We start from the raw sequence: 25,400 nt of genomic DNA on the forward strand, positions 1-25,400 counted from the left end.
TTCTAGTCTGCCTTTAATAAAGTGGCTTGGGATGCTTGCAAGGCTCTGTGCTGTCTCGGCGTTCTTGAGTCAGCTCAGGCCAGGTTCGCTAAAGAGTCAGTAATCGGAACAGGGCGATCTTGTTGATCTCCGCCAGCGCGCACTTGAATTCGGTGTCGACCGAATGGTGAATGCGCGTTTCGAACGCTGCGAGGATCTGATGCCGGTTGCTGCCTTTTACCGCCATGATGAAGGGAAACTTGAACTTGGCTTTGTAGGCGTCGTTCAGCTCGGTGAAGCGCTGAAACTCCTCGCTCGAGCATTGGTGAATACCGGCGCCAGCCTGTTCATTCGTGCTGGCTTCGGTAAGTTGGCCCTGGACGGCGGCTTTGCCTGCCAGGTCCGGGTGAGCGTTGATCAGTGCCAATTGGCTGGCGTGATCGGCACTCAACAGGATGTCGCTCATGCGCTGGTGCAGGGTTTCGATCTCGTTGATCGCCGCGTCCTGGCCCAGGTCGAAAGCCTTTTCGGCGACCCATGGCGAATGTTCGTAGATGTCGGCAAAGGCTTCGACGAAAGCGTCGCGGCTCAGGGTCGATGGTTTCAAGGTTTGGAAGGTAGTCATTTCGAAGCCCCTGGGTACGGATGGGTTTCGTGCCAGTGACGGGCGATATCGACCCGGCGGCTGAACCAGACCTGCTCATGGCTCTTGGCGTATTCGATAAAACGCTTCAATGCGGCCAGGCGGGCAGGGCGGCCGATCAGGCGGCAGTGCAAACCGATGGAAAGCATTTTTGGCGATTCGGCACCTTCGGCGTAAAGCACGTCGAACGCGTCCTTGAGGTACTGGTAGAAATCGTCGCCCTTGTTGAAGCCCTGAACCTGGGTGAAGCGCATGTCATTGGTGTCCAGGGTGTACGGGATCACCAAGTGTGGTTTGCCGGTCGGGTTATTCGGTTCCCAGTACGGCAGATCATCGTCGTAGGTGTCGCAGTCGTACAGGAAACCGCCTTCTTCCATCACCAAACGGCGGGTGTTCGGCCCGGTGCGGCCGGTGTACCAGCCCAGTGGGCGCTCGCCGCTGATTTCGGTGAGGATGCGGATCGCTTCGAGCAGGTGCTCGCGCTCTTGCGCTTCGTCCATGTACTGGTAGTCGATCCAGCGATAGCCGTGACTGCAGATCTCGTGGCCGGCTTGAACCATGGCGCGGATCACGTCCGGGTGACGCTGGGCGGCCATCGCCACGGCGAAGACGGTCAGCGGGATGTCGAATTCCTTGAACAGCTTGAGGACCCGCCAGACGCCAGCACGGCTGCCATACTCGTACAGCGACTCCATACTCATGTTGCGCTCGCCTTGCAGCGGCTGCGCCGAGACCATTTCCGAAAGGAAGGCTTCCGACTCTTTATCGCCGTGCAGGATGTTGCGCTCGCCGCCTTCCTCGTAATTGAGCACAAAGGATAAGGCGATGCGGGCATTGCCCGGCCAGTGTGGATGGGGAGGGTTACTGCCGTAACCGATCAGGTCGCGTGGGTAGTCATCGCTCACTGCAGTCTTCCTTCTTGTTCGGGGTTGCTTATTCGCGATAAGGGGTGTGTGGCGGCCTGAAGGTGAGGTGGCAGGCTGGCGTCACAGCGATGGGCTGATTGTATACAACTTTATATTCACTTTGTAAGCCTGATTTTTTGCATTTTTCATCAATTGTCATCTTTGAAGGGTACTGCAAGAAACCTGCCTGAGTGGTCAGCTAATGGATGGAAGGTTCACTGATCTTATGGTTCGGCGTGAGTTTCGTCGAGAATCCCTGAAAGGCGGGGGTGGCGGTAGGAATGTCGTTTTTATTGTGTACAATTTTTTTAAAAAGTGTCTTAATCGGTCGCTCGCCGCCGCTTTTCGTGCTCCGAAAAGCGGCGGTCTCCTTTTTAACTGACTCCGGGAGGTGCGAGGTCTGGCTGCTGCAAACGCAGGCGGACGCGCAGAATCAATGGGACGTTTGACTACACACGTTTTGGACGCAGCACACGGTTGCCCGGGCAGCTCGATCAAGGTCGAGTTGTACCGCGTTGAGGGTTCGCAGCTGGAATTGGTCGCCAGTGCACTGACCAACAGCGACGGCCGTTGCGACGCACCTTTGTTGCAAGGGGATGACTACCGCACCGGGGTCTATCAGCTGCAATTTCATGCCGGTGATTACTACCGTGCGCGCGGTGTACAACTGCCGGAGCCGGCCTTTCTGGATGTGGTGGTGCTGCGGTTCGGCATCTCTGCGGAACAGGATCACTACCATGTGCCTTTGTTGATTTCGCCGTACAGCTATTCAACGTATCGAGGAAGCTGATTCCCCAAGCAGCTTCCTCCACATAGAAGCGACTGCGCATATAGCTTCTTTGGTCTTTCGCCCGCTCACACTGCGGGCTTTTTTTCGCCTGTGGAAAAGATCGCAGCCTTCGGCAGCTCCTACAAGCAGGCATCGATCCGCGTAGGAGCTGCCGAAAGCTGCGATCTTTTAATCTTGTTTTACCTTAACGGCTCAACAAGGATGCAGCCCCTGCGCCACTGAACAACCCGGCACTGATCCGGTTAAACCAGCTCTGGCCCTTGCCGCTGCGCAGATACCGAGCCGCACCATGCGCGCCGAGGCCGTAAGCCAGCTTGCAGCACAGGTCGAGCACCGTCCAGGTCGCAATCATCACCAGCAACTGCGGCAGAAACGGTTGCTCGGCACTCAAAAATTGCGGCAGGAAAGCGGCGAAGAACAGAATGTCTTTCGGGTTGCTCGCGCCCAGCACAAACGCGCGTCCGAACAGTGCACGAAAGCGCGGCACTGGCGCAGCCTGAGGCACTTCGGCGCCGAGGGAAGGCTGACGCGATTGCTGCCAGCTCTGCCAGGCAAGGTAGAACAGGTACAACGCACCGACAATCTTCAGCGCACTGAAGAGTTGCTCCGAAGCCAGTAACAACGCACCCAGCCCCAGGGCCGAAGCACTGAGCAGGCAGATCGAGGCAAGCACGCCCCCCAGAAAGGCCGGGTAAGAACGGCGCAAACCGAAATTCAGACTGTTGCTGATCATCAGCAGCGACAGTGGCCCCGGGATCAGGATCACCACCAGTGCAGCGCCGCTGAACAGCAGCCAGGTTTCCAGACTCATCACTTTCCTCCATGTGTGCAAAAGCCCCACCCGACGGGGTGGGGCTGATTTGAAACGCGTAACGCTTACAAGAAAATGAACTTGGCGATAAAGATTGCGCAGAGGACCCAAAGACTGATGGAAATTTCCTTGTGTTTACCCGTACCGGCCTTGAGCACCACGTAGGTGATAAAACCCAGAGCGATGCCGTCGGCAACCGAGAAGGTCAGCGGCATCATGATGGCCGTGACGATCGCCGGAATGCTGTCGGTGGGTTCACTCCACTTGATGTGCTCCAGGCCGCTCATCATCAGCATGGCCACGTAAATCAGCGCACCCGCAGTCGCGTAAGCGGGGATCATGCCAGCCAGCGGCGCGAAGAACATCGCGGCAATGAATAGCACACCTACGGTCACCGCGGTAAGACCGGTACGACCACCGGCGGCCACACCGGCAGCACTTTCCACGTAGCTGGTGACGGGGGGTACGCCGACCATCGCACCGAACACGCTCGAAGCGCTGTCAGCTTTCAGCGCGCGGGAGAGGTTTTCGATTTTCCCGTCTTCGCCTACCAGACCCGCCCGTTGCGCCACACCCATCAGGGTCCCGGCGGTGTCGAACATGTGCACGAAGAGGAAAGCCAGCACCACGCTGATCATGCTGACGTTGAACACGCCGGCAATGTCCATGGCCATCCAGGTCGGTGCCAGGCTCGGCGGCGTCGACATGATGCCGCTGTAGTGCACCAGGCCCAGGCCCCAACCGGCGAGGGTCACGGTGATGATGCTGATCAGGATCGCACCGAACACGCGGTGGTAACTGAGTACTGCAATCATCAGGAAACAGACAGCGGCCAGCAGCGGGCCAGGCTCACGCAGGGAGCCGAGTTTGATCAGCGTGGCCGGGCTGGCGACGATGATGCCGGCGGTTTTCAGGCCGATGATCCCCAGGAACAAGCCGACGCCCGCGCCCATGGCAAAGCGCAAACTCAATGGAATGCTGTTGAGCAGCCATTCCCGAACGTGTGACAGGGTCAGGAACATGAACAACACACCGGAAATGAACACCGCGCCCAGCGCAGCTTCCCAGTGGTAGCCCATGGTGCCAACTACGGTGTAGGTAAAGAAGGCGTTCAAGCCCATGCCTGGCGCGAGGCCAACCGGCCAGTTGGCGTACAGACCCATCAACAGGCAACCGAGTGCAGCGGCGATGCAGGTCGCAACGAAGGCTGCGCCGTGATCGATCCCGGCGTCCGCCATGATGTTGGGGTTGACGAAGATGATGTAGGCCATGGTGATGAAGGTTGTAATACCTGCGATCAGCTCGGTCCTCACCGTGGTGCCATGCACGCTGAGTTTAAAAATGCGCTCCAGCCAGCCATTGCGTAACGGCGGCGAGAGTTCCAGCGTCGAGGCTTCGGATTTGCGGCTTTCCACAGCGAGTACTCCTCAAGAGTTTTATTGTTATTTCCAGAGCCGGACACATGAGGTGGGCAGCGGCTCTTTGAGGTACTTGCGAATTTGTTGACCGATTGGTCAGGAACTCGCACGAAACGGATTATGCTTTTGTATACAAATAAAGCAAATAATGTTTTTGATTTTGTAGACGGAAATGTTGGTAATAGGGATATATCGCCTGCGGATAATCGTTCCCATGCACAGCAAAGGAATGCCGCCATGGACGCTCCGCGTCCGCTGTCGAATGCGACGCAGAGCGTCGCGGGATGCACGTCAGGCACAGGCTGCTCAGGCCGCGTGAGGGCAGGGCAGGGCAGGTAAAAAGAAACCGGCCAAAATGGGCCGGTTCCTTTTTGTCTCGGATTTATCGTTCGGGCTTAAGCGGCCGCAAACCGCTTATCCAGATAATCGATGATCACCTTGGATTCATACATCCAGGTGGTCTGGCCGTTTTCTTCAATGCGCAGGCACGGCACTTTGATCTTGCCGCCTTGCTCCAGCAGGGTTTGGCGATCCTGTTCGTTGTTCTTCGCATCACGCAGAGCCACCGGTACATTCAGGCGGCGCAGGGTGCGACGGGTTTTCACGCAGAACGGGCAGGCGTGGAACTGATACAGCGTCAGGCCTTTCGCTGCGTTTTCGACCTGGGCTTGAGCGGCGGCGGGGCGCTTCTTTTTGCTCGGGCGGGTGAGGAAGTCGATGAAGATGATCAACTGGCCGAGGCCGACACGAAGCGCTTTAACGAACACGATGTAAGCCTCACAGGCGATAGGAAAGGCGCGCAGCTTACCTGATTTTTCACAGGCGAAAAAAAACCGGCGATGAGTGCCGGTTTTCTTCGTGCTGCGGATTACTTGATCAGGCTGAGAAACTCGCTGCGGGTCGCCGCGTTTTCTCGGAACTCGCCGAGCATCACCGAGGTGATCATCGACGAGTTCTGTTTCTCTACACCGCGCATCATCATGCACATGTGCTGGGCTTCGATCACCACAGCCACGCCCAGGGCGCCAGTCACTTGCTGGACCGCTTCGGCGATCTGCCGGCTGAGGTTTTCCTGGATCTGCAGGCGGCGGGCGTACATGTCGACGATCCGCGCGACTTTCGACAGGCCCAGGACCTTGCCACTCGGGATATAGGCAACGTGGGCCTTGCCGATGAATGGCAGCAAATGGTGTTCGCACAACGAGTAGAGCTCGATGTTCTTGACCAGCACCATTTCGCTGTTGTCGGAGCTGAACAAGGCACCGTTGGTGACTTCTTCGAGCGTCTGCTCATAACCGCGGCAAAGGTACTGCATGGCTTTGGCGGCACGCTTTGGCGTGTCGAGCAGACCTTCGCGGGTGGCGTCTTCGCCAAGCTGGCCGAGGATCGCCGTGTAATTCTGTTCCAATGTCACAGAGCGTTATTCCGTATGGGTTCTAGAGGGGTACGGTTTCAGTCTGTACCAATTTTGTACCATTCAGGCTTTGTTCCAGCTTCCCGAGTTCGCTCCAGTCTTCGCTGGAGTTGATCCACCGGGCATAGGTCGACAGTAGCATTTGCACACTATGGCCGAGCTGATTCGCGATGAACCCGAGGTTCATGCCTGCCATTAGGCACATAGTAGCGTAGGTGTGCCGGCAGTTGTATTGCCGTCGGGCACGGATCTTCAAATCAGTCAGGGCCGCCTTGAAGTGTTTGTCCGTGACGCTGGCCTGCTGGATGAACTCAAAGTTCTTGGTCGGCGGGAACACGTAGGGCGACTTCTTGTGGTGCCTACGACTTTGCGATGCCCGTAATTTCCCCACTTCGGCGGCCACCTCAATGGCATTCAACGCCCTGCTGTTCAGCATGACTCGCCGCGTCTCGCGTGTTTTCGTGCGCTCCTCGATCTTGTAATCAGCCACAATCCTGCACACGTTGGCGACTCGCCCCTCCTGATCCACCTCATCCCAGCGCAGCGCCGCTATCTCCCCTGGCCGCATTCCGGTATAGAACGCGAACTCAAAATAGGCCGCGTAAATCCGCATTGAACCGGTCAGCACCTTATATAGGTGCCCAACAATCGAATCAGCCTCTGCAACAGTAAAGGGGTCCACGGCTTTCTTCGCTTTCACTGGTAGCTCAATCGAGTTGGCCGGGTTGCGGGTGATTAGTTCGTCCTTTACCGCCGTTTCAAATAGCGTGGTGAGGCGCTGAATCGCCGACCGCTTGACCGTCGATGACTTCCATGGCGTCTCGCTGACGATCTTGCGCAGCAAGGCCGACGTGATCTGATCAACGGGAATCGGCGCCAATACCGGCATCCAATAAAGGTTGAGGGATATCCGGTAGTTTTTGCGGGTTCCGTCGACTACCTCCCGACCATCCAGCCAGGTTTGTGCGTACTCCCCAAACAGGGGGGTGGGCGAGTAAGTCGAGTAGGTCGAATTCGGGAACAGCTCGGCGTAACGCTGGTCATCCATCACGCCGTGCTTTATCAGGCTGGTTACTGTAGCGCGTAGATCAGCGGCCGCTTTGATGCCCTTTGGCGTTTGGGGATAGGCGAGGGTCTCGCAGCGCCTGAACTTCCAGGTAAAGCGAATCCGGACTGACTGGCCCGCAAATTCAACTCCGGCGGGCAGTCCCACAGGCTTTCTAGCCATTCCTCGTATCTCCTGATGCTGTAGTAGACCTGACCATCGAATTCATTCCATACGCCGAAAGGGATAACTCCCCGAGCGCGCTTGCCCTGAAGGGCTCTGCGAGTAGTTCCGACCATTTCCGCGAAGTTCTTCTCGGGGACTTTGTCGGATAGGTACTCTTCTGGTAACTGTTCGGCTGCTGCCATAGTGATGCTCCATGCCGCACGTGGCGGCAGAAGGTGGTTATTGGGTGGCTTTGGCGATGGCGGCGCGCGCATCAAACATCGCGTAATACAGGCGATGAAAGATCGCGCAGCTTGGATCTTCGTGGTCGTCGCCGCCGTGCTCAGAAACTCCGTCGATGGTGCCGCTGTAGTTGCTGGCGATTTGCTCGCATTCGCCGGCAACCCCGGTCAATTTCATGAGTGCTTTCAGCAGCCCCACGGTCTGTGCTCGCTCCTCGCGTCCGATATCCCAGAGTCTTTGTCCCCAGTGGCCGGCTGGCGGTGCGTTGCTGTTTTGTGCGCCGAGGGCCAGTGAGCCAACAACTGAATCAAGCAAGTCGCGCTTGTAGGCGTTGTCGCCGTCGATGCTCAGCCCCGCGCGCCGCAGGGTGCTCAATACCTCGTTGAGGTCGATGCCTTGATCCTTGAGGACGATGTCGAGCTTGGGCTTTCCAGGCTCGTAAACCACCAGAGCAAGCTTGGCGCCCGGCCAAAGGTGCTCGCTGATGCGAACCAATGAGTCGTTCGCTACTTCGTGAAAGCGTTCTGTTGCGGACATAGGAATTCCTCGCCCGCCGTTCGCCGGCAGGCTGTTGAGTTGGGGTGAGGGTTAGGAGCGGAAGTCTCGGAACGATTTCTCGATACCCAGATGATCTAGATAGACCGAAATGCCTGTCGCGAGGGAGGCGAGGAACATCAGGTCTTCATTGAGGAACATGGTGAGGCCGATCAGGATCAGTGCCAGGAGCGCGGTGATAAGGCTTAGCACGAACCAGTAGTTCATCACCGTGGCCCCGTGTAGATGAGCCAGGCCATGTAGGCGAGGGCGATCATGGAGTCACCTCACGGCGTGCCCACCAGCAGACCGGGCCATCGTCGGTGTCATGGATCGCCAGGCAGAACCAGTCTTCGCCATCTGGGCGATCAGGCTCCCAGTAGATGCAGTCAGGGTCGCCGGCTTCAAAGTAACGGTCGGCAATCGCTTCGTCAGCGTATTCAAGGCTGACCATTGCCACGGCCAGGGCCTGCTCAGAGATCCACTCCTTGCATTTTTCGCCGTCGCCCTCGTCAAAGTCGGGCATGTCTGGGTGTTGGTACATGCCGTTTTCGTCGCGCACGACGGGGGCTGGCTGAATCAGTTTTATCGTTTCCATTGGCAATACCTGTCCTTTGCCGCTATAGCGGCTGACTTTGAAGGGGGAGGGAGTTACGGGTAGTTCGTGCTGATGCGCTTGGCGATGGCTTCGAGTTGCTCGGCCATGCCGTACATGTCGTTGTTGTCGCGGCGAGATACGACGGCGGAGCGGTGCACATTGCGGCCGCTCAGGATGTTCGCAGCCAGCAGGATCAGCCTGGCTTCGAACTTGCGACGAATGAAGCGCCTCACGGCTTTTCTCCTGCGAGTGCTGCCTTGGCAAGTCTCCAGCCTGCAAAAATATTGGTCGTGTCGATCGCATGCTCACGCTCATGCGCGCGACCATTCATCGAGCGGTACGCGTCCAGATCGGCGCTGTAGTAAACGCCTCCTGGAATTGAGTAGGCCTTTTCAAACTCGGTGCGCTCATCCGCCATCGGCTCGCCTTGGTGATCCGCGGCTGGCTCGGCGACAAACACCTCCGAGCGGATCAGCTCGAACTGACCAATCAGAAAGTCGAGCGATTGGAGACCGATCAGCTTTGCCCGTTTTCCGTTCAGGTGGACGTACAGGGCGCCATTGCTGCGTTCGATGTGATCGTCCGTACCGACTCCGTAGGCATAGGATGTCGGTGCGTCTATTGGGTAGCGCTTTGGTTCTTCGCTCATCCTGCAATCTCCATCGATACCAGATCATGGGCATTCACAACCGGCTTCGGCGTGTAGGACAGCGTGCCGTCGAGGATCGCCGCTTTGATGGCTTCGAACTCCCAGGCGTAATACTGGGATTCGACGTAGACGCGCATTTCGCCGTAGTCGTGTTTCTTGCGGCGGATGAATGCCTCTGCGGCATCCTTGGTGAAATGGCTGTTCACGATCTCCCAGCGCTTGTTCCAGCCGGTGACTGTGTGGCTGTCCAGCTCGCTTAGGATTTCCCATTGGTCGTCCTCATCGAGGTCGAGGAAGCTGCATTCCCGGTCAGTCATGACTTGATCGTTCAATTCCCCTTGCTCATTTTCGTCCAGGTCGCCCCAGTATTCATTTGGGCTGAACCATGAACGATCCTCAAGGCACACGACTCGGCCTTCGGCATAATCAATGTCAAAGCCGTAGTCGATTCGCTTGGTCTGGACGGTGAACAGCGCGGCGGCAGTGTGGTGCCATTTCACGCCAGCCCCATCGCAGTCATGGCGAAGGCGCTGAACGAAGTCGGCCCAGGTTGATTTGTTGAGGTCGTGGCCGGTTGCCAAGCTCGGAATCGGCTCGGCCGGTTTGTTTTCTGTGGGCATGGGGAGACCTATCCGCCGTATGATCGGGCGATTTAATGGAATGAGGTTTTTATGAATCAGGCTTTCACTGTTCTTTCGATGATTGCTGGAGCGCTGTCGGCTATATGTTGGGTCTGCTCGGCAGCCTCCAAAGTTAAAACCGAGAACGCGACGACTCGAGCTGCCGGTAGTACATTTGATGACGCGCAAATCAGTTCAGATGGACATGACGTCATTGCAACCCTGAAGCTTCAAGGCAAATGGAACAGCGCAGCGGCAGTGCTTGCCGCTGTAACGATGGGCTTTCAGGTGGCCGCCTCCTTCTATCCTTGCGGGTGCTGAGTGGATCCCGCTGCGGCCTTCAGGGCGGGTTTTCAGTGGACTCCATGGCCAATCCTCATGAGGTGCTACGATGCGGTCACCGCAAAAGGATCACCACATGACTAAGCACGATATTTATGACGAGCACGAAGGACTTCGGCTCTGGAACTATATGGAGTGCGAAACGCTGGAGAGCGGCCAGGAGGTCTGGCGAATCAACGTCGAGGTGAAGCGCGTTGATGGGGTGGTGATTCCGGTTGTTGCTGGTGACCAGACTTACCCTGATCGTGGGCTGGCGCAGGTAGCTGGCCGGGAGCTGGGTGCGAGGATGGTGTCGGAGCGCGGCCTATAGGTTTTCTGTGGGCATGGGGATATCCTTGGCCTGGGTTCTGCTTCAGTTGAAATTTCATCCACAAAGAGTGCTGCAAATGGCGTGTCTAATCTGTGGGGCTACAGCGATAGAGCTATTGTCGGCAGGCCATTTTGTGGAGATGGACTGTCCGGAATGCGGGTACTACGGCATCCCGAAAGAGTTGGTCGATGAAATATCGATAAGGGAGCAAAAGTTGCACGTTGAACGCACCAGGGCTTATTTGGCGATGCGCGCCGAGAACAAGCAGTCTCCGTGGATAACGCCGGTCGATATCAACATTCATCAGCTATTTGTCATCACGCCTGTCTAATCCTTAAAGCAAGACGGCGCGGGCGGGTGATTTGGTTTTCTTTGGGCATGGAGCGTCCTATGCCGGGTCATGCCCGGGCGGTGGAGGGAGTTGTGTTGGAGGTTTATAAGTCTGCGTTCTGCATTTCCGAGTGGGAAAGTCCCCACGGAGAAAATGTATGGCGAAGCTTACGGAGTGGGTGGTCTTGCTCAGCGCGGCAATCACGCTGATCAATGAAATCCTTCGATACCTGAATCCTTAACCAGTAACGAGAACGGAAAATAAGAGGCGGTACGATGAGCCTTCTCTGAAACGGGAAGGCTCATGCCGGGACTTACATCGGTCAGGCTTCAATCTGTCGCAAGATCCGAATCCCGAGCCAGCGGACCACGGTTATGGCTTTGGAATTTCCTATCGCCTTGTAGCGCGGGCCGTCAGGACAGTCCTCGGCAGGCTTGCCGCGCCAAGGGATCAGCGTGTAGTCGTCGGGCATCCCTTGGAGGCGTTCGCACTCGCGGGGGATTAGGCGGCGGACAGAAGCTCCGACCTGAGCCGAGGGCATGCCTTGGCCAGCCTTTCCACCGCCTCCGCTGAGCGAACCGGTAATGCCGCCGTCTCCATCCTCGTAACGCAATTCGGCTCGGGAGTTCTCGGCAAATGCCGCGACAATAGGCTGTCCGCGACCCGTGCCGTCCTCGCTGCCGTCGGCTTTCAGTGTGTGGGTGATATCGCCGGTGATGCACACCGCAACTTGGCCGCCGGCGTTGGCATGGCTGCCAGAGTGGTTCATGGCTCGTAGAGTTGGTGATATTGCCCCGGCATCTGCGCCGTGATCCTTGCAACTGAAGGCGAGAACCGCATTTTCCTGACCGTTGTTTCGCCCAAGCGCGAATGCGGTGGAGCTACTGACGCCAGGGTCTTGCGTGCCATGCACAACGAGCAAGCCTGATTCCGCGTCCTGCTGAGTGGCGCTGCCGGCCGCCTTGCCGTTTGCGTTGAGCGTGCCGGCCACGATGAAGGCCTCAGAGTCGGCACGATGGCTGCACTGAGCCTGCGCCCGAAGTGCCGGCGCGGTAATAGGGATGTCGTCGAGCGAGTACCCTCCAGACTTGCGACCACCGCCAGCGAGTGTCGGCGCGACAAAGAACGTCTCGCTTTCAAAGTCCTGCCGGCCACCATGATGGGTGAGGGTGCCTGATCGCTCGACCGAGCCAGAAGCTTTGCCGGCGCCGAAGGCCGGGATGCCGCCGAACATCGTCACCGCCGGGCCTTCGTCGCCCTCGCAGTTCATGCAGCCGTACGCTCCGAGTTCTTCGCCGAAGACGTACCCGCATCCGCACTGGAGCGCAGGGCCGAAAGGAGCTGTTCCGGTAACGTCTTGCCCCTCGCCTCGGCGCGGCGCAGTATCCCGGCGCACGCCTTCTCGCTCAAAAAGTACCTCGGTGGGATCGAATCCGTCTCGAGCACTTGCGACAACGAACACACGACGGCGTCGTTGGGCCAAGCCGAAATATTGGGCGTCCAGGACCCGCCACGCGATTGTTCTTTTGGGTCCATACACACAACCAGCGTCTGTCCATTTCTTCCCTGAAGGCTGCAATTCGCAGTCTTCCCCAGCAAGCGCGCCAAGAAAGCATCCGAAGGCGTTCCCTTTGTCACTGAGGACGCCGGGGACGTTTTCCCAAACGACAACGGAGGCGGGCTCACCTCGGCTGGCGCGAACATAGTCAGTTGCATCTGCAAGCTCCACGTATTTGATGGTGAGGGCGCCTCGGGGATCGAGCATCCCCTGGCGCATGCCGGCGACGCTGAAGGCCTGGCACGGTGTTCCACCTACCAGCACGTCAGGCGCTGAAATCTTGCCGGCCAGCACCTGGGCGCCGAGCCGGGTCATGTCGCCGAGGTTCGGCGTGTTGGGGTAGTGGTTGGCCAGCACCGCACTGGGGAAGGGCTCAATCTCGGCGAACCAAGTGGCGCGCATGCCGAGTGGATGCCAGGCCATGGTCGCGGCTTCGATGCCCGAGCAGACCGAGCCATAGGTAATCTGTTTCGGTGCCTGGCTCTGGAAAGCGGACATAGGGGATCCTCGCCGGCTGGCGTGAAGAGGGTTTGTGGGCTATTGGTTAAGGCCCCGGCATGAGGCCGGATCAAGGAGACTAAGATGGGAATTAAGGTTGACCGGCCCACTGCACACATTCACGAGTACAAGAAAGAAAGACTGATACTCGCTTTCGGCTGGACTAAAGGATCGAACATTCCAACAAGCGTAGTAATCTGCCCAGCAACCCAGACTTCAGGTGAATTGGTGATCTTCGAAAACCTTCGAAAAAACTGGGGTAGTGAAAAGGAAGCCTTAGAGCTGGGAATTAAAGCGGCTGAGCGCTTCATTGATGATCATTGGGAGTATTGAGTTGTAGTGCCGCCTCATCGCTAAGCGTCAAAGGTGAGGGTGGGCGCGGATTCTCGCTGACGGTCGATGCCGATATTCCGGAGGTCAGGCCGCCAGCTCAACCTTCACCGGTGGCCACTCCGTAAACCCAACCTTCGGAGCCTTCGTCTTCGGGTTGATGATCGGCTCGCCCTGGGCGTCGACCAGCACTGCCTTGGCCCTGATGTGCATATCGCGACACTTCAGGGTCTTGCGGGCCAACTCAATGAACTGCTGGGCGTACTGTGGCGCGTCGAATAGCGGGCTGAGCTGCCTCACCTTGCCCCCCCCATGATCTGATCGGCGCGCTGGCCGACCTTGTAGAGCCAATCATCAACCGACAACTCGATGTACTGGCCAATATTCTTCGGATCAGGCCGGGTGGTTTTGACTGTCCTCTTGGCTTCAGTCATGGCGACATCACGGGTCATTCCGAATACGGCAAACGTGCTCATGGGTTATCTCCAGTCAGGAGCCTGCCTCGCCGGCTGGCGTGATTTGAGTTTGTGGGCTATTGGTTGATGTCCCGGCATGGGGCCGGATCAAGGAGAGCGAGATGACAGATGAAGAAGTCGCGTACAGACAGGCGTGCATAGCTTTCATGGCTGAAGCAATGAAGGCAGGTGTCGACACCGACGAGATCCTAGAGCGGGCGAAGGCTGGCCTCCTGGGTAATGCAATTTACCGCTGGGTCCAACATCCTCACGTGACGAATTCGATCAGGGCTTTGGACGAGTTTCACGCTGGCGCGCTAACAGCTTTGGCGTAAGTCAGGCTGTAATTGCTATTGACGTGGCGGCTCGGGCTATAGGCGGTGACCGGCATGGGGCAGGATCAAGGAGAAGTACTTTTGAATATTCATGATTACTACGAGCAAATTCGCCGTTTTAACGATGAGCTGGAGGCCAAGAACAAGGTAGTTGCCGACTTTATGGCCAGCAACCCAGACCTTGGGGATGACGATGTATATCAAAGGTTTTGGGTGCTACAGAACCAAGCAACAGACGCATATAAAGAAGGTTGGGAGTTCCAGGAGAACAATCGCGGGGAAGTTACCCAGTAGGACTGACGCCAACCTTTTTATCTAGTCAGGCGCCGCCCTCAGTCCAGAGTGCGGCGTTGAGGCGAATGTCAGGCGGCAGCGCGCTTGAGCTGATCGGTGAGTTGGGTTGGCAGACCACGCAACATCAGCGTGCCGCCGTCTGCATCGAACTCGATCTTGGAGCCGAGCAGGTGCTGCTCGAAGCTGATCGACAGGCCCTCGGCGCGACCGGTGAAGCGCCTGAATTTGTTCAGGGTCTTCTTGTCGGCGGGGATGGTGGGTGACAGGCCGTAGTCTTTGTTGCGGATGAAGTCGGCGAACGCCTTCGGCTGATCTTCGTCAATCAGTTCCGACAGCTCATCCAGGGTGATGGGCTCGCCGATCTTGGACTGGGCCATGGAGTAGCTGACCAACGCGTGAGTCTTCTCGCGGGCCGACTCTTCCCCCAGGTCTTCTCTTTCCACGAAGTCGCTGAACGCCTTGAGCAGGGTTCGAGTTTCGCCCGGGCCGTCTACGCCTTCTTGGCAGCCGATGAAGTCTCGGAAGTAATCGCTCGCTTTGCGGCCATTCTTGCCCTTAATGAACGATATGTACTGCCGTGACGCCGGGTTACTCTTCCACTCGCTGAGGTTGATTCGGGCGGCCAGATGGATGTGATCCAGATCCAGGCGTCGAACTGGCCGCAGCGTCAGTACGTCGGTCATCACAACCGCTTCGGTTTCCTGCATCAGGCCAATGATCAAGTAGTCGGTCATGCCTTGCCGGTAGTGGCAGAACAGGGCATTGCCGCCGACCGAAAGGTTCGACTCTTCCATCAGCTTCGTCAGATGCTCGACGGCGTTGTCGCTGAAGGAAACGAAGCCATCGTTGCCGGCCAGGTATTTGCTGAGCCATCCACTGAAGGGAAAGGCGCCAGATTCGGCATGAAAGAACCCCCAGGCCTTGCCGGCCTTGGCGTTGTAGCTTTCGTTGAACTGGTTGATCAGCTCGTCGCGGGCTTGGCTCTCGACCAATTCGGCACCGCTGTAGTGCAGGACAGCTGGGCTGCCGTCGGGCTTCTTGTCGATCTTATGGATGATGCTGTGGAGAACAGGCATTGCGATTACCTCGGGTAGGCGCCGCCCTCCGTGACCGGATGCGACAGCGGGGTGGGTGGTGTATTCCTGGTTGGTCTAAGCTTTGGGCTAAATCTCAATGGCCGCTGCTCGAAGGGACTCATATGAAATTCAATATCATTACCTTGGGCCTGCTCGCTGTTCTGGCGGGCTGCACAACCGCTGGCCCATATGTCACCAACATCTCAAGTGACGGGCGTAATGGTCTAAATATTGAGAAGTGCGCTGTGAAGATGAATGCTTTCATGGGGACTGTTAGCACCACTGAATGCACGACCCAGAATTTGCAGCTCAGTCGAGGTAACTGATTGCAGGTGTGGCAGCTCAGGGCGCGAAGTGCTCGTCACCTGGGTCTTTGCGTAATTCGCGCAGGCTTTCATTCAAGAAAGTGCGCGACACGTTTTCGCTAAATACGATTTCGTGTCGCGGAATATGCAGATACCTGGCAGAGCCCTCCGGCCCGGCCGCATGAGCGCACAGAATCAGCAACTTAATCACATGCTTTTGGCTGGCCCCGTGTAGGCTCTCGGCGATCTCATTCAGCCGGTCGAGAACGCCAGGCCTGACGTGATGCCGGATCAATCCAGGTGGTGACGACGGAAGCTCAACTGCGGCCTGCGATAGAGCCGCAACCGGGTCAGCATTCAAGATCAGCAGTTGCAACGCTTCGCCTGCTTCCTCGATCTCGTTCCAGAGCATTAGATCGGCCAGCATCTGCGTGATGCCGTCGCGCACTTTGTGGCGCAACTCCACTTCCTGCTTCGCCTTCCGCTTCAATGCCGCCTTGGCAGATCGCGTCCTTCCATCCACTGCCATGGCCTACCTCTTCCATTCCGCTGGCCGGCATCGCGAGCCACGTTTGTCTTTTGCGTTGCTGCGGGCGAGTTTTGAACCTGTTCATGATCACGCACCTAACCGATAGGCTTGCGCGCGAGCTTTGTCTGCGACTTCATCAACCATGCGATTCAGTTCCAGGTTGAACTGGACCAGCTCTTTGTGCAGGTTGGCGATGTAGTCTTCGTCGCGGTGAATCGTCTCGATGTAGAGCTGACACTCTTCATCTTGGCGAGAATCGAACGACAGAAAGTCCCACCATTTCCGCCCCGTAACGAACATGCAGCCCTGAACCTGCGGCATGTGTTCCTCAGGCATGCCTTCGAGCCACGTCTTGACGTGTATTGCCTCGTTGAAAGGGCATTTCGATTCGGTTCCCCCGTCATCGTTGATCAGGCCGTCTGGCGAGCAGCCGAGCCAGTCGTACTTCGGGTGGACGATGAACTCTGACGGTATGACGATGTTGCCGGTCAACATCTCGTAGGCGTCCTGAGCCTTCTGTTCTTCGGTGTGACCCCACTTCATGGAAGCACTGCTGACGTTGTGCTTGGACTTCTTTGCCAGTCGCTCGAAGCACAGTTCGCGCATGTATGAGGTGCGCGCCCCCATAGGCTCGCGCTTCCCATTTTTGTCAGGCTTCCCCCAGGCGATCACATCTTTAAACCGGCTGGCTGTGACTCGGCCAGATCGGTCTGCATGCCACTTTTCAGTGCCCTGAAGTTCTGTTCTCACTATGCCGCTTCCTCGGCCTGATTCAGGTCGTCGTTGGCGCGGGCCATATCGGTAAAGTCGGCATCAACGGTCGCCGCCATGTTCTTGAGCGCTTCATGGCATTCCAGGCCGATTGCAGCGCGCTGCTTAGGCTTGAGACCTGCCCAGGCTGTCGCATAGGCTTCGATGTCCTGACGCTTTGCGACGACCAAAAGGTCTGCGAATACCCCGTCGATTTCCGGCGACGGGGATTTCGGGCCGAACGACACACCAGTAGCAGCAGCGGTGTTTGAAGCCTGCTTCGCAGGAGTGATATCGATTTCGCCGCCGTATGAGTCTTCGAATTCATCGGGTGTATAGACGCCGAGGATGACGTCAGGGCAAAAGAGTCGCGCCCATTTTTTTGTCACCAGGTAAGCAATCTGCTGCTTGGGGTCTTCCGCCCAAAGCGTAGAGTTCCGCGTGCGGACCTGGGTGAGCAGAAGTTCCAGAATGCGTGGCTCGTCTTCGCCTTTGAAGGTTGCCCAGACTTTGATCCCGAGACCTTTCTCGTCGTCAAAGCTCCAGGCCGGAACCCGGTACTTTTTGAACTCGCCAGTATCCTCGTCCTTCTTGGTCTTGCTGGTGACTTCGCGCATCTTCCCGATGACGTTTTCCCAGGTGCCGAACCACTCGAAATTCAAGCGGCCTTTGACTGGTGCCTTGGCGGTGATCACTGCGTTGACGAGCTGCGCCTCATAGCTCAATGCACCGCCGTTGACGATGAATGTCTTCTGCGCAACAGCGAATGGGTTCATCTGCCACTGCATTGCTTGTAGAACTACCGCCATGCAGTCAGCTTGATTACCCTTCAGATGCTTGGGGACTGTTGTCACGCCCTTCGACATCATCAGCGCGAGGTCGCTCATCGACTTCATGGTGCCTGGATCAAGTATGAGCGCTGCAGCGTTGTGCGATGGATCGTGGTATGTGGCGAGGCCGGTTTGTGCTTGAGTGTCTGAATCGGACATTGCGTTCTCCGTGGCCGACAAGGAGTGGGTCGACCTTTAGATGGAAAGGGTGGTTAGAAGCGGATGGCACGAAGCCAGGCGCGAGCGGTATCGATACTCACGTCGAAGCCCAGGGCGACAACCTCGACGATGTCGTCAACCGATGGGGCGGTCGTAGTCACGTCGTCGGATTCAGCAGCGTCTGCATGTGCGCTGATAGGTGCGACTTCGATCTTCTCTGCGACCTGAGGCGAATCCGCAGGAGTGACCGGAGCGGGTGCGGCAGCCTGGGCGCGCAGACGGACCAATTCTTCCTGGTCCCGCTGATACTGGGCGTCGCGTTCGCGTTGCTGGCGCTGTTGCTCTTCCTGCTGCTCACGCTGTTGGCGTTGCTGTGCTTCCATGTCGCGGCGCTGCTGGTCCAGATGGTCCTGCTGCTTCTTCAAACGCTGGCGGTCTTCCTCGGCTCGTTGCTTGCGCAGCTCCTCGGCTTCAGCGTCGGCAATACGTTGCTTTTCGCGCAGTTCGTCGAGTTCTTTCTGCTGGGCCAGCAGCTTGGCGGCAGCCTCTTCTCGTTCAACGGCAGACTTATGTAGCGCTTCAAGCTGCTCAATTGCGTTGTCGCGAGCGATGGTGCCTTCAGCTTCGAACTCGGCATATTCTTCGGGCGGGATCAGCGACTCCTTAACGCCTTGCAGAATCTTTGCGACATCGGCCGCGCTACGGTTTGCATATGCGGCAGCTACAGAGCTGAAGCGGGTGATTTTTGCCCGGGTGGCTTCGACACGCTCAGCCTCGACACGATCGCGCTCGGCCTTGGCGTCAGCTACGCGTTTTTCCTCGGCCTTAATTGCTTCGTCGACAGGCGTTTCAATTGCCAGCACACGATCTTTCAGCGCCTCGCCAAACTCCTTAACTTGGTTGACGCGAGCCTGGGCATCTTTGACTTTCTGTTGATAGGGAACGAGCGCTGTCTTGGTGGTGTTCGCCAGGGCATAACGCACATCGCGGATATCGACGCGAACTTCCTTCGCATTCGCCAAACCTTCGCTGGTCGAGCAGTCAACGACCAGCTTCGCGTAAGTGGTCTCCAGACGAGCGATCTGTTCTTCGTGTGGGCGATATTCGGCGATGTCGGTGACGGCTACCGCAGGGGCTACAGCGTTAGATTTTCGCGCATCGCCGGTTTCGTTCATTTCGAGCGATTCTTGTGCGAGTGCTTGTTTGGTATTTGCGGACATGACAATTCCTTGCCGCGCGGTGCGCAGCCTTGAAAGGAGTGAGAGTTATTGGGTGACGTGGTCAGCGAGAGCGCTAAGCAGCACCAAGAACGCAAATGATGGTCATGCTGCGGCTCCTTGCTTGATCGATTCGTTGTAGGTGGCGTAGATCTCGTCGATGCGGGCTCTGTAGCGCCGGTGCTCGTTGTTGTCGATAACGCGCAACAAGTAGGCCAGGGTGATGACCGACGTTGCCGCCGAGCTGGCGTTTGGCTTGCCGAGGTCGCGGATCATGTTGCCAATCTCGCCCTCGATCCAGGTGATCGCGGTTTGATGGTTGCGTTGTTGGATGTTCACTCCGTGCCTCCTACTGGTGGGCAGATCACCTCCATCTGCGTCATGGCTAAACCAATACGGCGCTTGAGGCTGATGCGGTCTGCTGCTTCCTGCTCGCGTCTGGCAGCGAGATCTGCTTCATTGTCGTAGTCGTGCGCAATCTCAGCGAGGGTGGCTCGCGGCTTACCCCAATCATCGAGGCGCTTATCCCACTCACGGGCCTGGGCACTGTCTGCGTAGCTGGTTGCCATCGCAGCTACTCCTTTTCCTCAAGCTGGCGCGCCAGGGCGCATGCTTCATTGTGATTGCGGCGAAAGCCCCGGACCTTGCCGGTGCGACTGTCCACCACATGGAAGAAAGCTTTACCCGCCATCCTCACTACGAAGCGCGGCGGTGCGCCAGGCACCGGTTGGCCGATCAACTCGTAGAAGTCGGCGATCGCGATATGTGAGCGTTGACGCAGTGCCTTGCGAACATCGTTTGCGAGCTGAATGGCTGGGTGCATGGTTGCCTCCATAGTGGTGCTGCGTGTATTCGTCAGCACTCGGGCTGCCTGCTGGTTGCCGATGGGCGCAGGGGAGAGTGCTGACGGATAAAGGCAGGCGTAAAAAAGCCCGATCGGAACCGGGCTGTTGTTGTGCGCCACACAGACCTCCCTATGTGAGCGCCTCCCAGGCCCGCTACTGGCGACGGCCTGGGTTTGAATCATCAGCGGTGACCTGTAACTCTGGGTGGCCTACCGATTTCTCGGCCGGTGCGCGGTAACACCGTTGGCCCAGATGTCCGCTGCCTGTCAGGGTGTTGGGCGCAGCCTTCAGGCTTACTGCGCCACGCAGGTGGATCGCTTACTGGTGCATGGGTGCAAATCCTCCGTGCTGGGTAAGTTGATGAGTGCAGGTGGCCGGTATAAGCTGGGGATTCGTCCGCATTGGAGAGAGCCGGAGTGCTGTAGGGGTGCGCATCACCTAGGATTGCCCGTGACCACCAGCGCTGTACACGGGCGCTTCGCCCGACTCTCTCCGATGCGGCCTGGTGCTGGGGAGGACCAGGTGCTCGGGCAGTTAGCGTCAGGCTGACGCGGCGCTGGTTGTTCAGTCGTCGAAGCCGTAAGACAGCTCGTCCTCTTCGCAGTCGATCAGCAGTGTCGCGTTGCCGAAGTACAGCGAGGCCAGCATCCGTTCCCACTTGGTGCGAACCTTCATGCTGACGGCAATTTTCTTCTCGTCGAGCTTCGCGCCAATTACCTCACCGAACTCAACCCGCGGCTGGAAGCGGTCGCCGGTTTCGCGTTCACCTTTGACCATGACGTGCAGTGAGTGCTTGAGCTCGTGGTCGCTGCGACGCGTGTCGCGGAAGCTGTATCGGTTCCCACCCTCGGGCTGAGGGTCGAAATGGATTTGGTAGAACTTGCAGCGACCGCTTTCGCTTTCGGCGATCCGGATTTCCGGAGCGCTCCAACGCTCTTCGGCCGCCTCCTCCTTGTGTTCTTCGATGAATGCTTCCAGCAGCGCCCTCAGCGAGACCTCGGCGGTAAGCAAGCCCTCACCGGTCAGCACTTCGGTAATGGATTCGTCGGCCTGCTTAAGGATGGCCGATTCCATGCCGGCAGCTTCCCAGCGCTCGCGCAGGGCGTTGGCGATCATGGCGTTGTAGCGCTGAAGCTCGAACGCGTCGGATACGTTGGCGGGAAAGGCCTCCTTCACGGCGGCTTTGATCGATTCGCCGATGGTGCCGTACGAACGGAAAGCGTCTTCGACTACGCTCTTGAACATCTTGTCGATGCCTTCGTCGATAAGCTCACGCGGACGGTCGGATGCGGCATAGGCGGTGACGCGCTCAGCCAGCAGCGCTTGAAGTGTTTGCTCGCTCATTTGGTGCTCCGTGCATGTTCGTTGATTTCCCGTCTGGTCCTGCTTCCAAGACCAGCTAGTGAAATCTGTGTTTCGGTCATACGGCCAGGGCAGGGCATTCGGCACGCCGCACCATCCGGACTTGAGCTGTACGACGATCAGGCACGCGGCGATCACGACGCATCGATTCGTCATCAAGCATTGAATGGATGGCGACCAACGCCGCCAGGACAAAGCACATCGGCGTGATGATCTGCCGCTTCATGGCTTCAGCCACCAAGGCAGTACGCCGCGTGACACCAAGCTTGAACATGGCGTTAGTGAGGCGCTTTTTGACGGTGCCGGCTTCGATGCCTGCCTCTCTGGCGATCTCTTTCGAGGTGAATCCCTGGGCGATCCAGAGAAGGAACTGAAGCTCTCGCGGCGCAAGGCCGCGACCGAGGTGGCCCTTCCATGCGCCGTTGATGATTGTTGCTTCCATCGTCGTGACTCCTGGTTGGTTTCCCGCTGCCACCGTCTCCAGTGGCAGAAGTGAAAATTTCCGCAGCAACCCGCTACTGGCGTCGGTCACTGGCTTGAATCGAATGTCGTTGCTCACCGTTGCGTCGGCACGCCGGGCGCCGCAGTGAATATTTCGGTATTGCCGTCTCGCTACGCATATCTGGGTCATTCGCCAGTTCGGTATCCCTCGTCCGCCGCAGGTTCTCCCTGCGTTTCCTTCCATCGCCCCAGTCACTCCCGGGGCGGTAGGTCAGATCGGATCGCCGGTCTCCAGTAGAGGCGTAGCGGCCAATCGTTAGGTTTTGTTGAGAGCCTTTGCATCGACCCTCCCTGTCCTTGCCGGACAGGAGGCCCGCAGCTTTTCAGCTGGCGGAAACTTTCTCGGTTGTTAAAGAGCGGTCGCGGCTTTCGCTGCTGGGCCGGTGATGCGTTGGCTTGGAATTAAAAGTAGCACTGCTGATATATATTGGTCAACAGCACTGCTGTTATTTAATTCTGAAGTCGTAAAAAAACCCGCGCTAGGCGGGCTTCCTCTATTCAGCTTCGGTCAATCTTCCTTCGGCACAACCCAAGAAATCTGCACTCCACCACTATCCTGGTGCGTCACGGTCACATTGTCAGCCTCGGCGATATCCTCAAGCAGCTGCGCCCAATCATCTGGCGATTCGTCTGGAGCCTTGTAGATGACTGCTCGCTTCGAGGTCTGCGCGCCAGTCGAGTTGATGATCTTCTGGATGCGAGTACCAAGCAGCTCGTAGGAGGAGGGAAGCTTTGGTGCTGGTTTTGCCTTTGCCATGACTGTCGCCCTAGTTTGCTGTATGTATGTATGTACAGTATAAGTTCACTGGCGTGACTGGCAAGGCCTGCCAGCTAAAGAAAGTCTTGGCGCATTGGGATTGACGCTTTTGTAGCCTGCAACTAAAATTAGTCGCATACAAGGAGCCCAAATGTCCAAGCAAGAAAAGCTGCTAGCCAAGCTACTGAACAAGCAATCCGGGTTCACTTGGCAGGAATTGGTCTCGCTGTTAAAGGGCCTCGGATTTAGCCAGATCGAGGGTGACGGCAGTCGAGTGAAATTCAGCAACGACGATCCGCAGGCAATGATCAACCTGCACAAGCCGCACCCCGGTAACGAACTGAAGGCCTACGTCAAGCGTCAGGTTATTGAGCACCTGAAGGCAGAAGGATTGATTTGATGAGTACCATGCTGCAGCACCGAGGCTATTACGGATCCATTGAGGCCAGTCCCGAGGACAATTGCCTGTTCGGCAAGCTTCAATTCATCCGCGCGCTGGTGAGCTATGAGGGGGAGACGGTAGCCGAGCTGACTCAGGCATTCCGCGCCGCAGTGGATGATTATCTCAACACCTGCACTTCTCTGAGCCAAGAACCTGAGGTCCCGTGCAAGGGATCGTTCAACGTAAGGATAGGGCACGACCTGCACCTGGCCGCGAGCGTGGCCGCGACCCGCCATAGTATTTCCCTGAACGATCTGACTCGGAAGGCTCTGAGCGAGTACCTGGAGCATCACGCCTGACTGGCGGTGCGAAAGCCAGAATTGAAAAGCCCGGCGCTGGGCCGGGCCGCTTGCCGGAGGGCTGCTGCGCGACTAAGTCGACTTCAGCCTGGCCAACCCCGCAGCGCCAGCTACTCCTGCTTACCTCGCACAATCCTTCCCGCCTTAACCTCATCCGCATAACCTGCAAGCTTGTCCTCGGCATCCGGAAAGCTCGTCGATATCTTGAGCAACTCCCAAGCTTCAGCCTCGTGACCAGCCTCCGAAAGCCGTACAGCCATCTTCATCAGATCGACGCCTGACCACTTGAGCAGGGCAGCAACCTCTTTCAGGTCGTGCCGGAGTTGCTGGTTTGGCTTGGTGAGTGACATGGTAAGCTCCTGCTGCGGAAGCTGGTTCAGCTCAGTATCCAGCCTTGAGTATCGTTACGAACCTGCGTAGACGGTCGCTCGACTCGGCATATCCACCGAAATCAGGCGAGTCAACGAATCTCCAAGCGTCATCACGCCATTCAGCATCACGATTGGTCGGCTTTTGCGGATCAAAAACCACCTCGCAGTCACCAAGTCCTAGGGCTTGTTCGTGTATCGTCGAAACAACGGCGCGGACTTGGCCGATAGCTATCCACTGACCCAGCCTAATTTCAGGACGCTCAGACATGACCGACATGACCCCAAAAGAAAGAGTGTTTGGCACGCTCAAAAACTTGTTAAAAATTACCGATTCCGGCACCAGCCTTGATGCTGAGCGCGCTCGTATCAAGCTCGCACTTGAGCGATGCATCTCATGGGAGTGTCAGTTCAGAAATATTGATGACACAGACTGCGCCCAGCGCAAAGCTTCATAGGTCCCCGCCGCGCCAGATCACTCTACCCAGAATGCGGTGCTCATGAATCTCACCGTTGGGAAGCACCTGGTCGCCAAAATTGATCTTGTCCGGGTTATCGCTTCGGATGATCCAGCCATCGACATCGGACTGAATTAGACGCTTTACGATCGTTCCTTTGGTCTGGCTGAACATCACAAATATCTGTCCATCCGATGGATCTACTCGCGACTCATCAACGAGCAGAACATCGCGATCACTGATCGTCGGCCACATGCTGTCACCGTGGGCATAAATGACTTTCAAGTTTTTAGGGGCGGCACCCTTCATCCGAAGCCAGTCACGTTTGAATGCCAAGGTATTTCGCAAAACCACATGGGTATTGTCGTAGCCGCTGCCGGCCGCTGCCTTGGCGTCGTACTGATCTATGAAAGCGTAGTCGTCCCAGTTGGTAGATTGTGGATCTCCAAGCGGGGGTGGAGTAGCACTGCTAGGCGGCTCGGAGGCAGAGTTATCCCCTCCGCGCATCCTGACCCCAGCAGCTAAGGCTGGGCTGACGTCGGACGGCTCAAACCCGATTGCCTTGGCGAGCTTTACCAATGCATCCAAATTCAACGCGACCTTTCCGGTCATGTATTGGCTAACGGTGCTCTGCGGTGAATTCCAGCCGCATCGCTCACCTACCTCGGTTTGAGTAAGAGGAGGATCGCCCGGCCGCTCTTTCGCTTCCCGCGCCTTGACCTTGTAAATATCACTCAGTCTTTTAGCGTCGGCTAGTTGATCCGCACTCAGCGGGGTTCTGATCGGCTTTTTCATAAGTGCGATTTAGTAGCAGAGCTGCTTTTTTAGCAAACAGCAGTGCTGATCATTCCCTTGTTTTGCGTGAAACAGCAGTGCTAATATTGCGACAAATTCAAATCGAGCTGAAGCCCATGAAGACCATAACCCTTGGGGAGTACCTGCTGTCATACGGCACCCAGAGCGATCTCGCCAAGGCGCTTGGCATCCAGCAGAGCGCGGTATCCCAGATGTTTCGCTCCAAGAGAAACATCTCTATCACCATCCATGTTGATGGCTCCGTGGAGGCTAGCGAGATACGACCTATACCGGCTCGGAAGACCGTCGCTTGACGTCCGTATCGCCGATCCATGTAGCCAGTATCGGCCTTGCCGGTCTGCACATATAGAAACCCGAAGTCGCTGTTGATTCATCCAGTACTCAAATCCCAGACACAAAAAAGCCGACGGAGAGGTCGG

At 57.3% G+C, this 25,400-nt stretch carries 40 protein-coding genes; 11 read left to right on the plus strand and 29 right to left on the minus strand.

Features of this window, described 5'->3' with window-relative positions; translation table 11 throughout:
• Positions 1-88: 88 nt before the first annotated feature.
• Complete coding sequence (uraD, locus tag BLL42_RS21605) at positions 89-604, minus strand: 2-oxo-4-hydroxy-4-carboxy-5-ureidoimidazoline decarboxylase (RefSeq protein WP_071554008.1); 516 nt, start codon at positions 602-604, stop codon at positions 89-91.
• The gene (gene puuE / locus BLL42_RS21610) at positions 601-1,527 is read right to left on the minus strand and encodes an allantoinase PuuE (protein WP_071554010.1); all 927 of its coding nucleotides are present in this window, start codon (positions 1,525-1,527) and stop codon (positions 601-603) included. The genes uraD and puuE overlap by 4 nt, the downstream gene beginning before the upstream one ends.
• A 436-nt stretch (positions 1,528-1,963) precedes the next feature.
• On the opposite strand from puuE, the gene uraH reads away from it, so the two are divergent.
• Positions 1,964-2,317, plus strand: coding sequence for a hydroxyisourate hydrolase (gene uraH, locus BLL42_RS21615; RefSeq protein WP_071554012.1), 354 nt, complete (start codon positions 1,964-1,966; stop codon positions 2,315-2,317).
• Between the two features lie 184 nt (positions 2,318-2,501).
• Here the strand turns inward: uraH and BLL42_RS21620 are convergent, their stop codons facing one another.
• From BLL42_RS21620 to BLL42_RS21665, 11 genes are all read right to left on the minus strand, one after another.
• On the minus strand, positions 2,502-3,128 hold the full coding sequence (locus BLL42_RS21620; RefSeq protein WP_071554013.1) for a LysE family translocator: 627 nt from the start codon (positions 3,126-3,128) through the stop codon (positions 2,502-2,504).
• A 65-nt stretch (positions 3,129-3,193) separates the two neighbouring features.
• Complete coding sequence (locus BLL42_RS21625) at positions 3,194-4,543, minus strand: NCS2 family permease (protein ID WP_071554015.1); 1,350 nt, start codon at positions 4,541-4,543, stop codon at positions 3,194-3,196.
• 398 nt (positions 4,544-4,941) lie between these two features.
• Positions 4,942-5,313 carry a glutathione S-transferase N-terminal domain-containing protein gene (locus BLL42_RS21630; RefSeq protein WP_071554018.1) on the minus strand — a complete coding sequence of 124 codons (372 nt, stop codon included), beginning with the start codon at positions 5,311-5,313 and terminating at the stop codon, positions 4,942-4,944.
• 101 nt (positions 5,314-5,414) lie between these two features.
• Positions 5,415-5,960: a GTP cyclohydrolase I FolE gene (gene folE / locus BLL42_RS21635; RefSeq protein WP_071554020.1), complete on the minus strand. Its 546-nt coding sequence runs from the start codon at positions 5,958-5,960 to the stop codon at positions 5,415-5,417.
• Positions 5,961-5,982: 22 nt separating this feature from the next.
• Positions 5,983-7,188: a site-specific integrase gene (locus BLL42_RS21640; protein WP_071554022.1), complete on the minus strand. Its 1,206-nt coding sequence runs from the start codon at positions 7,186-7,188 to the stop codon at positions 5,983-5,985.
• Positions 7,189-7,410: 222 nt separating this feature from the next.
• Entirely contained in the window at positions 7,411-7,950 is a 540-nt protein-coding gene (locus BLL42_RS30260; RefSeq protein ID WP_071554024.1) for a hypothetical protein, read from the minus strand.
• A 51-nt stretch (positions 7,951-8,001) separates the two neighbouring features.
• Positions 8,002-8,175 carry a hypothetical protein gene (locus BLL42_RS30065; RefSeq protein WP_161492351.1) on the minus strand — a complete coding sequence of 58 codons (174 nt, stop codon included), beginning with the start codon at positions 8,173-8,175 and terminating at the stop codon, positions 8,002-8,004.
• 46 nt (positions 8,176-8,221) lie between these two features.
• Positions 8,222-8,545 carry a hypothetical protein gene (locus tag BLL42_RS21650; protein WP_408004004.1) on the minus strand — a complete coding sequence of 108 codons (324 nt, stop codon included), beginning with the start codon at positions 8,543-8,545 and terminating at the stop codon, positions 8,222-8,224.
• A 53-nt stretch (positions 8,546-8,598) separates the two neighbouring features.
• The gene (locus BLL42_RS21655; RefSeq protein ID WP_071554028.1) at positions 8,599-8,778 is read right to left on the minus strand and encodes a hypothetical protein; all 180 of its coding nucleotides are present in this window, start codon (positions 8,776-8,778) and stop codon (positions 8,599-8,601) included.
• On the minus strand, positions 8,775-9,194 hold the full coding sequence (locus BLL42_RS21660) for a hypothetical protein (protein WP_071554030.1): 420 nt from the start codon (positions 9,192-9,194) through the stop codon (positions 8,775-8,777). Before BLL42_RS21660 ends, BLL42_RS21655 begins: the two co-directional genes overlap by 4 nt.
• Entirely contained in the window at positions 9,191-9,814 is a 624-nt protein-coding gene (locus tag BLL42_RS21665; RefSeq protein ID WP_071554032.1) for a hypothetical protein, read from the minus strand. The genes BLL42_RS21660 and BLL42_RS21665 overlap by 4 nt, the downstream gene beginning before the upstream one ends.
• 51 nt (positions 9,815-9,865) lie before the next feature.
• Between BLL42_RS21665 and BLL42_RS21670 the strand changes: the two genes are divergently transcribed.
• The 3 genes from BLL42_RS21670 to BLL42_RS21680 all read left to right on the plus strand — a co-directional run bounded on the left by BLL42_RS21670 (position 9,866) and on the right by BLL42_RS21680 (position 10,797).
• Positions 9,866-10,135 (plus strand): hypothetical protein, encoded by a 270-nt coding sequence (locus BLL42_RS21670; RefSeq protein WP_071554034.1) that lies wholly within the window; start codon positions 9,866-9,868, stop codon positions 10,133-10,135.
• A gap of 97 nt (positions 10,136-10,232) precedes the next feature.
• The gene (locus BLL42_RS21675; protein ID WP_071554035.1) at positions 10,233-10,466 is read left to right on the plus strand and encodes a hypothetical protein; all 234 of its coding nucleotides are present in this window, start codon (positions 10,233-10,235) and stop codon (positions 10,464-10,466) included.
• Between the two features lie 25 nt (positions 10,467-10,491).
• Positions 10,492-10,797, plus strand: a complete 306-nt coding sequence (locus tag BLL42_RS21680; protein WP_129586970.1) for a hypothetical protein — start codon at positions 10,492-10,494, stop codon at positions 10,795-10,797.
• A gap of 322 nt (positions 10,798-11,119) precedes the next feature.
• Here BLL42_RS21680 and BLL42_RS21685 read toward each other — a convergent pair whose 3' ends face one another.
• Complete coding sequence (locus BLL42_RS21685; RefSeq protein ID WP_071554039.1) at positions 11,120-12,853, minus strand: DNA cytosine methyltransferase; 1,734 nt, start codon at positions 12,851-12,853, stop codon at positions 11,120-11,122.
• An 84-nt stretch (positions 12,854-12,937) separates the two neighbouring features.
• Between BLL42_RS21685 and BLL42_RS21690 the strand changes: the two genes are divergently transcribed.
• Positions 12,938-13,186: a hypothetical protein gene (locus BLL42_RS21690; RefSeq protein WP_071554041.1), complete on the plus strand. Its 249-nt coding sequence runs from the start codon at positions 12,938-12,940 to the stop codon at positions 13,184-13,186.
• Positions 13,187-13,270: 84 nt separating this feature from the next.
• Here BLL42_RS21690 and BLL42_RS30550 read toward each other — a convergent pair whose 3' ends face one another.
• A complete protein-coding gene (locus BLL42_RS30550; RefSeq protein ID WP_071554043.1) occupies positions 13,271-13,483 on the minus strand; it encodes a hypothetical protein in 213 nt (70 codons plus the stop codon).
• Positions 13,480-13,659: a hypothetical protein gene (locus tag BLL42_RS30555; RefSeq protein ID WP_071554044.1), complete on the minus strand. Its 180-nt coding sequence runs from the start codon at positions 13,657-13,659 to the stop codon at positions 13,480-13,482. Before BLL42_RS30555 ends, BLL42_RS30550 begins: the two co-directional genes overlap by 4 nt.
• A 101-nt stretch (positions 13,660-13,760) precedes the next feature.
• Between BLL42_RS30555 and BLL42_RS21705 the strand changes: the two genes are divergently transcribed.
• Both BLL42_RS21705 and BLL42_RS21710 read left to right on the plus strand, forming a co-directional pair.
• Positions 13,761-13,973: a hypothetical protein gene (locus tag BLL42_RS21705; RefSeq protein WP_071554046.1), complete on the plus strand. Its 213-nt coding sequence runs from the start codon at positions 13,761-13,763 to the stop codon at positions 13,971-13,973.
• 81 nt (positions 13,974-14,054) lie between these two features.
• Complete coding sequence (locus BLL42_RS21710; protein ID WP_129586971.1) at positions 14,055-14,267, plus strand: hypothetical protein; 213 nt, start codon at positions 14,055-14,057, stop codon at positions 14,265-14,267.
• A gap of 68 nt (positions 14,268-14,335) precedes the next feature.
• Here the strand turns inward: BLL42_RS21710 and yejK are convergent, their stop codons facing one another.
• The 11 genes from yejK to BLL42_RS21770 all read right to left on the minus strand — a co-directional run bounded on the left by yejK (position 14,336) and on the right by BLL42_RS21770 (position 22,598).
• Positions 14,336-15,343 carry a nucleoid-associated protein YejK gene (gene yejK / locus BLL42_RS21715; protein WP_071554050.1) on the minus strand — a complete coding sequence of 336 codons (1,008 nt, stop codon included), beginning with the start codon at positions 15,341-15,343 and terminating at the stop codon, positions 14,336-14,338.
• A gap of 342 nt (positions 15,344-15,685) precedes the next feature.
• Positions 15,686-16,177, minus strand: coding sequence for a hypothetical protein (locus BLL42_RS21725; protein WP_071554054.1), 492 nt, complete (start codon positions 16,175-16,177; stop codon positions 15,686-15,688).
• Positions 16,178-16,264: 87 nt separating this feature from the next.
• The gene (locus tag BLL42_RS21730; RefSeq protein WP_071554056.1) at positions 16,265-16,927 is read right to left on the minus strand and encodes a lambda exonuclease family protein; all 663 of its coding nucleotides are present in this window, start codon (positions 16,925-16,927) and stop codon (positions 16,265-16,267) included.
• Positions 16,927-17,916: a RecT family recombinase gene (locus BLL42_RS21735; protein ID WP_071554058.1), complete on the minus strand. Its 990-nt coding sequence runs from the start codon at positions 17,914-17,916 to the stop codon at positions 16,927-16,929. Before BLL42_RS21735 ends, BLL42_RS21730 begins: the two co-directional genes overlap by 1 nt.
• A gap of 53 nt (positions 17,917-17,969) precedes the next feature.
• A complete protein-coding gene (locus BLL42_RS21740) occupies positions 17,970-19,136 on the minus strand; it encodes a coiled-coil domain-containing protein (protein ID WP_236721920.1) in 1,167 nt (388 codons plus the stop codon).
• 102 nt (positions 19,137-19,238) lie between these two features.
• On the minus strand, positions 19,239-19,472 hold the full coding sequence (locus BLL42_RS21745) for a hypothetical protein (RefSeq protein WP_071554059.1): 234 nt from the start codon (positions 19,470-19,472) through the stop codon (positions 19,239-19,241).
• Entirely contained in the window at positions 19,469-19,702 is a 234-nt protein-coding gene (locus BLL42_RS21750) for a hypothetical protein (RefSeq protein WP_071554060.1), read from the minus strand. Before BLL42_RS21750 ends, BLL42_RS21745 begins: the two co-directional genes overlap by 4 nt.
• A gap of 5 nt (positions 19,703-19,707) precedes the next feature.
• On the minus strand, positions 19,708-20,097 hold the full coding sequence (locus tag BLL42_RS30890; protein WP_330220776.1) for a hypothetical protein: 390 nt from the start codon (positions 20,095-20,097) through the stop codon (positions 19,708-19,710).
• Between the two features lie 445 nt (positions 20,098-20,542).
• Positions 20,543-21,322, minus strand: coding sequence for a hypothetical protein (locus BLL42_RS21760; RefSeq protein WP_071554062.1), 780 nt, complete (start codon positions 21,320-21,322; stop codon positions 20,543-20,545).
• Between the two features lie 76 nt (positions 21,323-21,398).
• A complete protein-coding gene (locus BLL42_RS21765) occupies positions 21,399-21,782 on the minus strand; it encodes a response regulator transcription factor (RefSeq protein ID WP_071554064.1) in 384 nt (127 codons plus the stop codon).
• Positions 21,783-22,349: 567 nt separating this feature from the next.
• On the minus strand, positions 22,350-22,598 hold the full coding sequence (locus tag BLL42_RS21770; RefSeq protein ID WP_071554066.1) for a DUF1654 domain-containing protein: 249 nt from the start codon (positions 22,596-22,598) through the stop codon (positions 22,350-22,352).
• A 151-nt stretch (positions 22,599-22,749) separates the two neighbouring features.
• Here BLL42_RS21770 and BLL42_RS21775 point away from each other — a divergent pair, with 151 nt between their 5' ends.
• Both BLL42_RS21775 and BLL42_RS21780 read left to right on the plus strand, forming a co-directional pair.
• Complete coding sequence (locus BLL42_RS21775; protein ID WP_071554068.1) at positions 22,750-22,998, plus strand: type II toxin-antitoxin system HicA family toxin; 249 nt, start codon at positions 22,750-22,752, stop codon at positions 22,996-22,998.
• Positions 22,998-23,339 (plus strand): type II toxin-antitoxin system HicB family antitoxin, encoded by a 342-nt coding sequence (locus tag BLL42_RS21780; RefSeq protein ID WP_071554070.1) that lies wholly within the window; start codon positions 22,998-23,000, stop codon positions 23,337-23,339. Before BLL42_RS21775 ends, BLL42_RS21780 begins: the two co-directional genes overlap by 1 nt.
• 110 nt (positions 23,340-23,449) lie before the next feature.
• Here BLL42_RS21780 and BLL42_RS21785 read toward each other — a convergent pair whose 3' ends face one another.
• Positions 23,450-23,689 carry a hypothetical protein gene (locus BLL42_RS21785; RefSeq protein ID WP_071554072.1) on the minus strand — a complete coding sequence of 80 codons (240 nt, stop codon included), beginning with the start codon at positions 23,687-23,689 and terminating at the stop codon, positions 23,450-23,452.
• A gap of 287 nt (positions 23,690-23,976) precedes the next feature.
• On the opposite strand from BLL42_RS21785, the gene BLL42_RS29300 reads away from it, so the two are divergent.
• Positions 23,977-24,165, plus strand: coding sequence for a hypothetical protein (locus BLL42_RS29300; RefSeq protein ID WP_081427319.1), 189 nt, complete (start codon positions 23,977-23,979; stop codon positions 24,163-24,165).
• Here BLL42_RS29300 and BLL42_RS21795 read toward each other — a convergent pair.
• Positions 24,160-24,960, minus strand: coding sequence for a LexA family transcriptional regulator (locus BLL42_RS21795; protein WP_071554074.1), 801 nt, complete (start codon positions 24,958-24,960; stop codon positions 24,160-24,162). The two genes, BLL42_RS29300 and BLL42_RS21795, sit on opposite strands and share 6 nt — an antisense overlap.
• Positions 24,961-25,076: 116 nt before the next feature.
• On the opposite strand from BLL42_RS21795, the gene BLL42_RS21800 reads away from it, so the two are divergent.
• Entirely contained in the window at positions 25,077-25,274 is a 198-nt protein-coding gene (locus BLL42_RS21800) for a Cro/CI family transcriptional regulator (protein WP_071555818.1), read from the plus strand.
• Positions 25,275-25,400: the final 126 nt, after the last annotated feature.

Source organism: Pseudomonas frederiksbergensis, from assembly GCF_001874645.1.
GTDB lineage: Bacteria > Pseudomonadota > Gammaproteobacteria > Pseudomonadales > Pseudomonadaceae > Aquipseudomonas > Aquipseudomonas frederiksbergensis_B.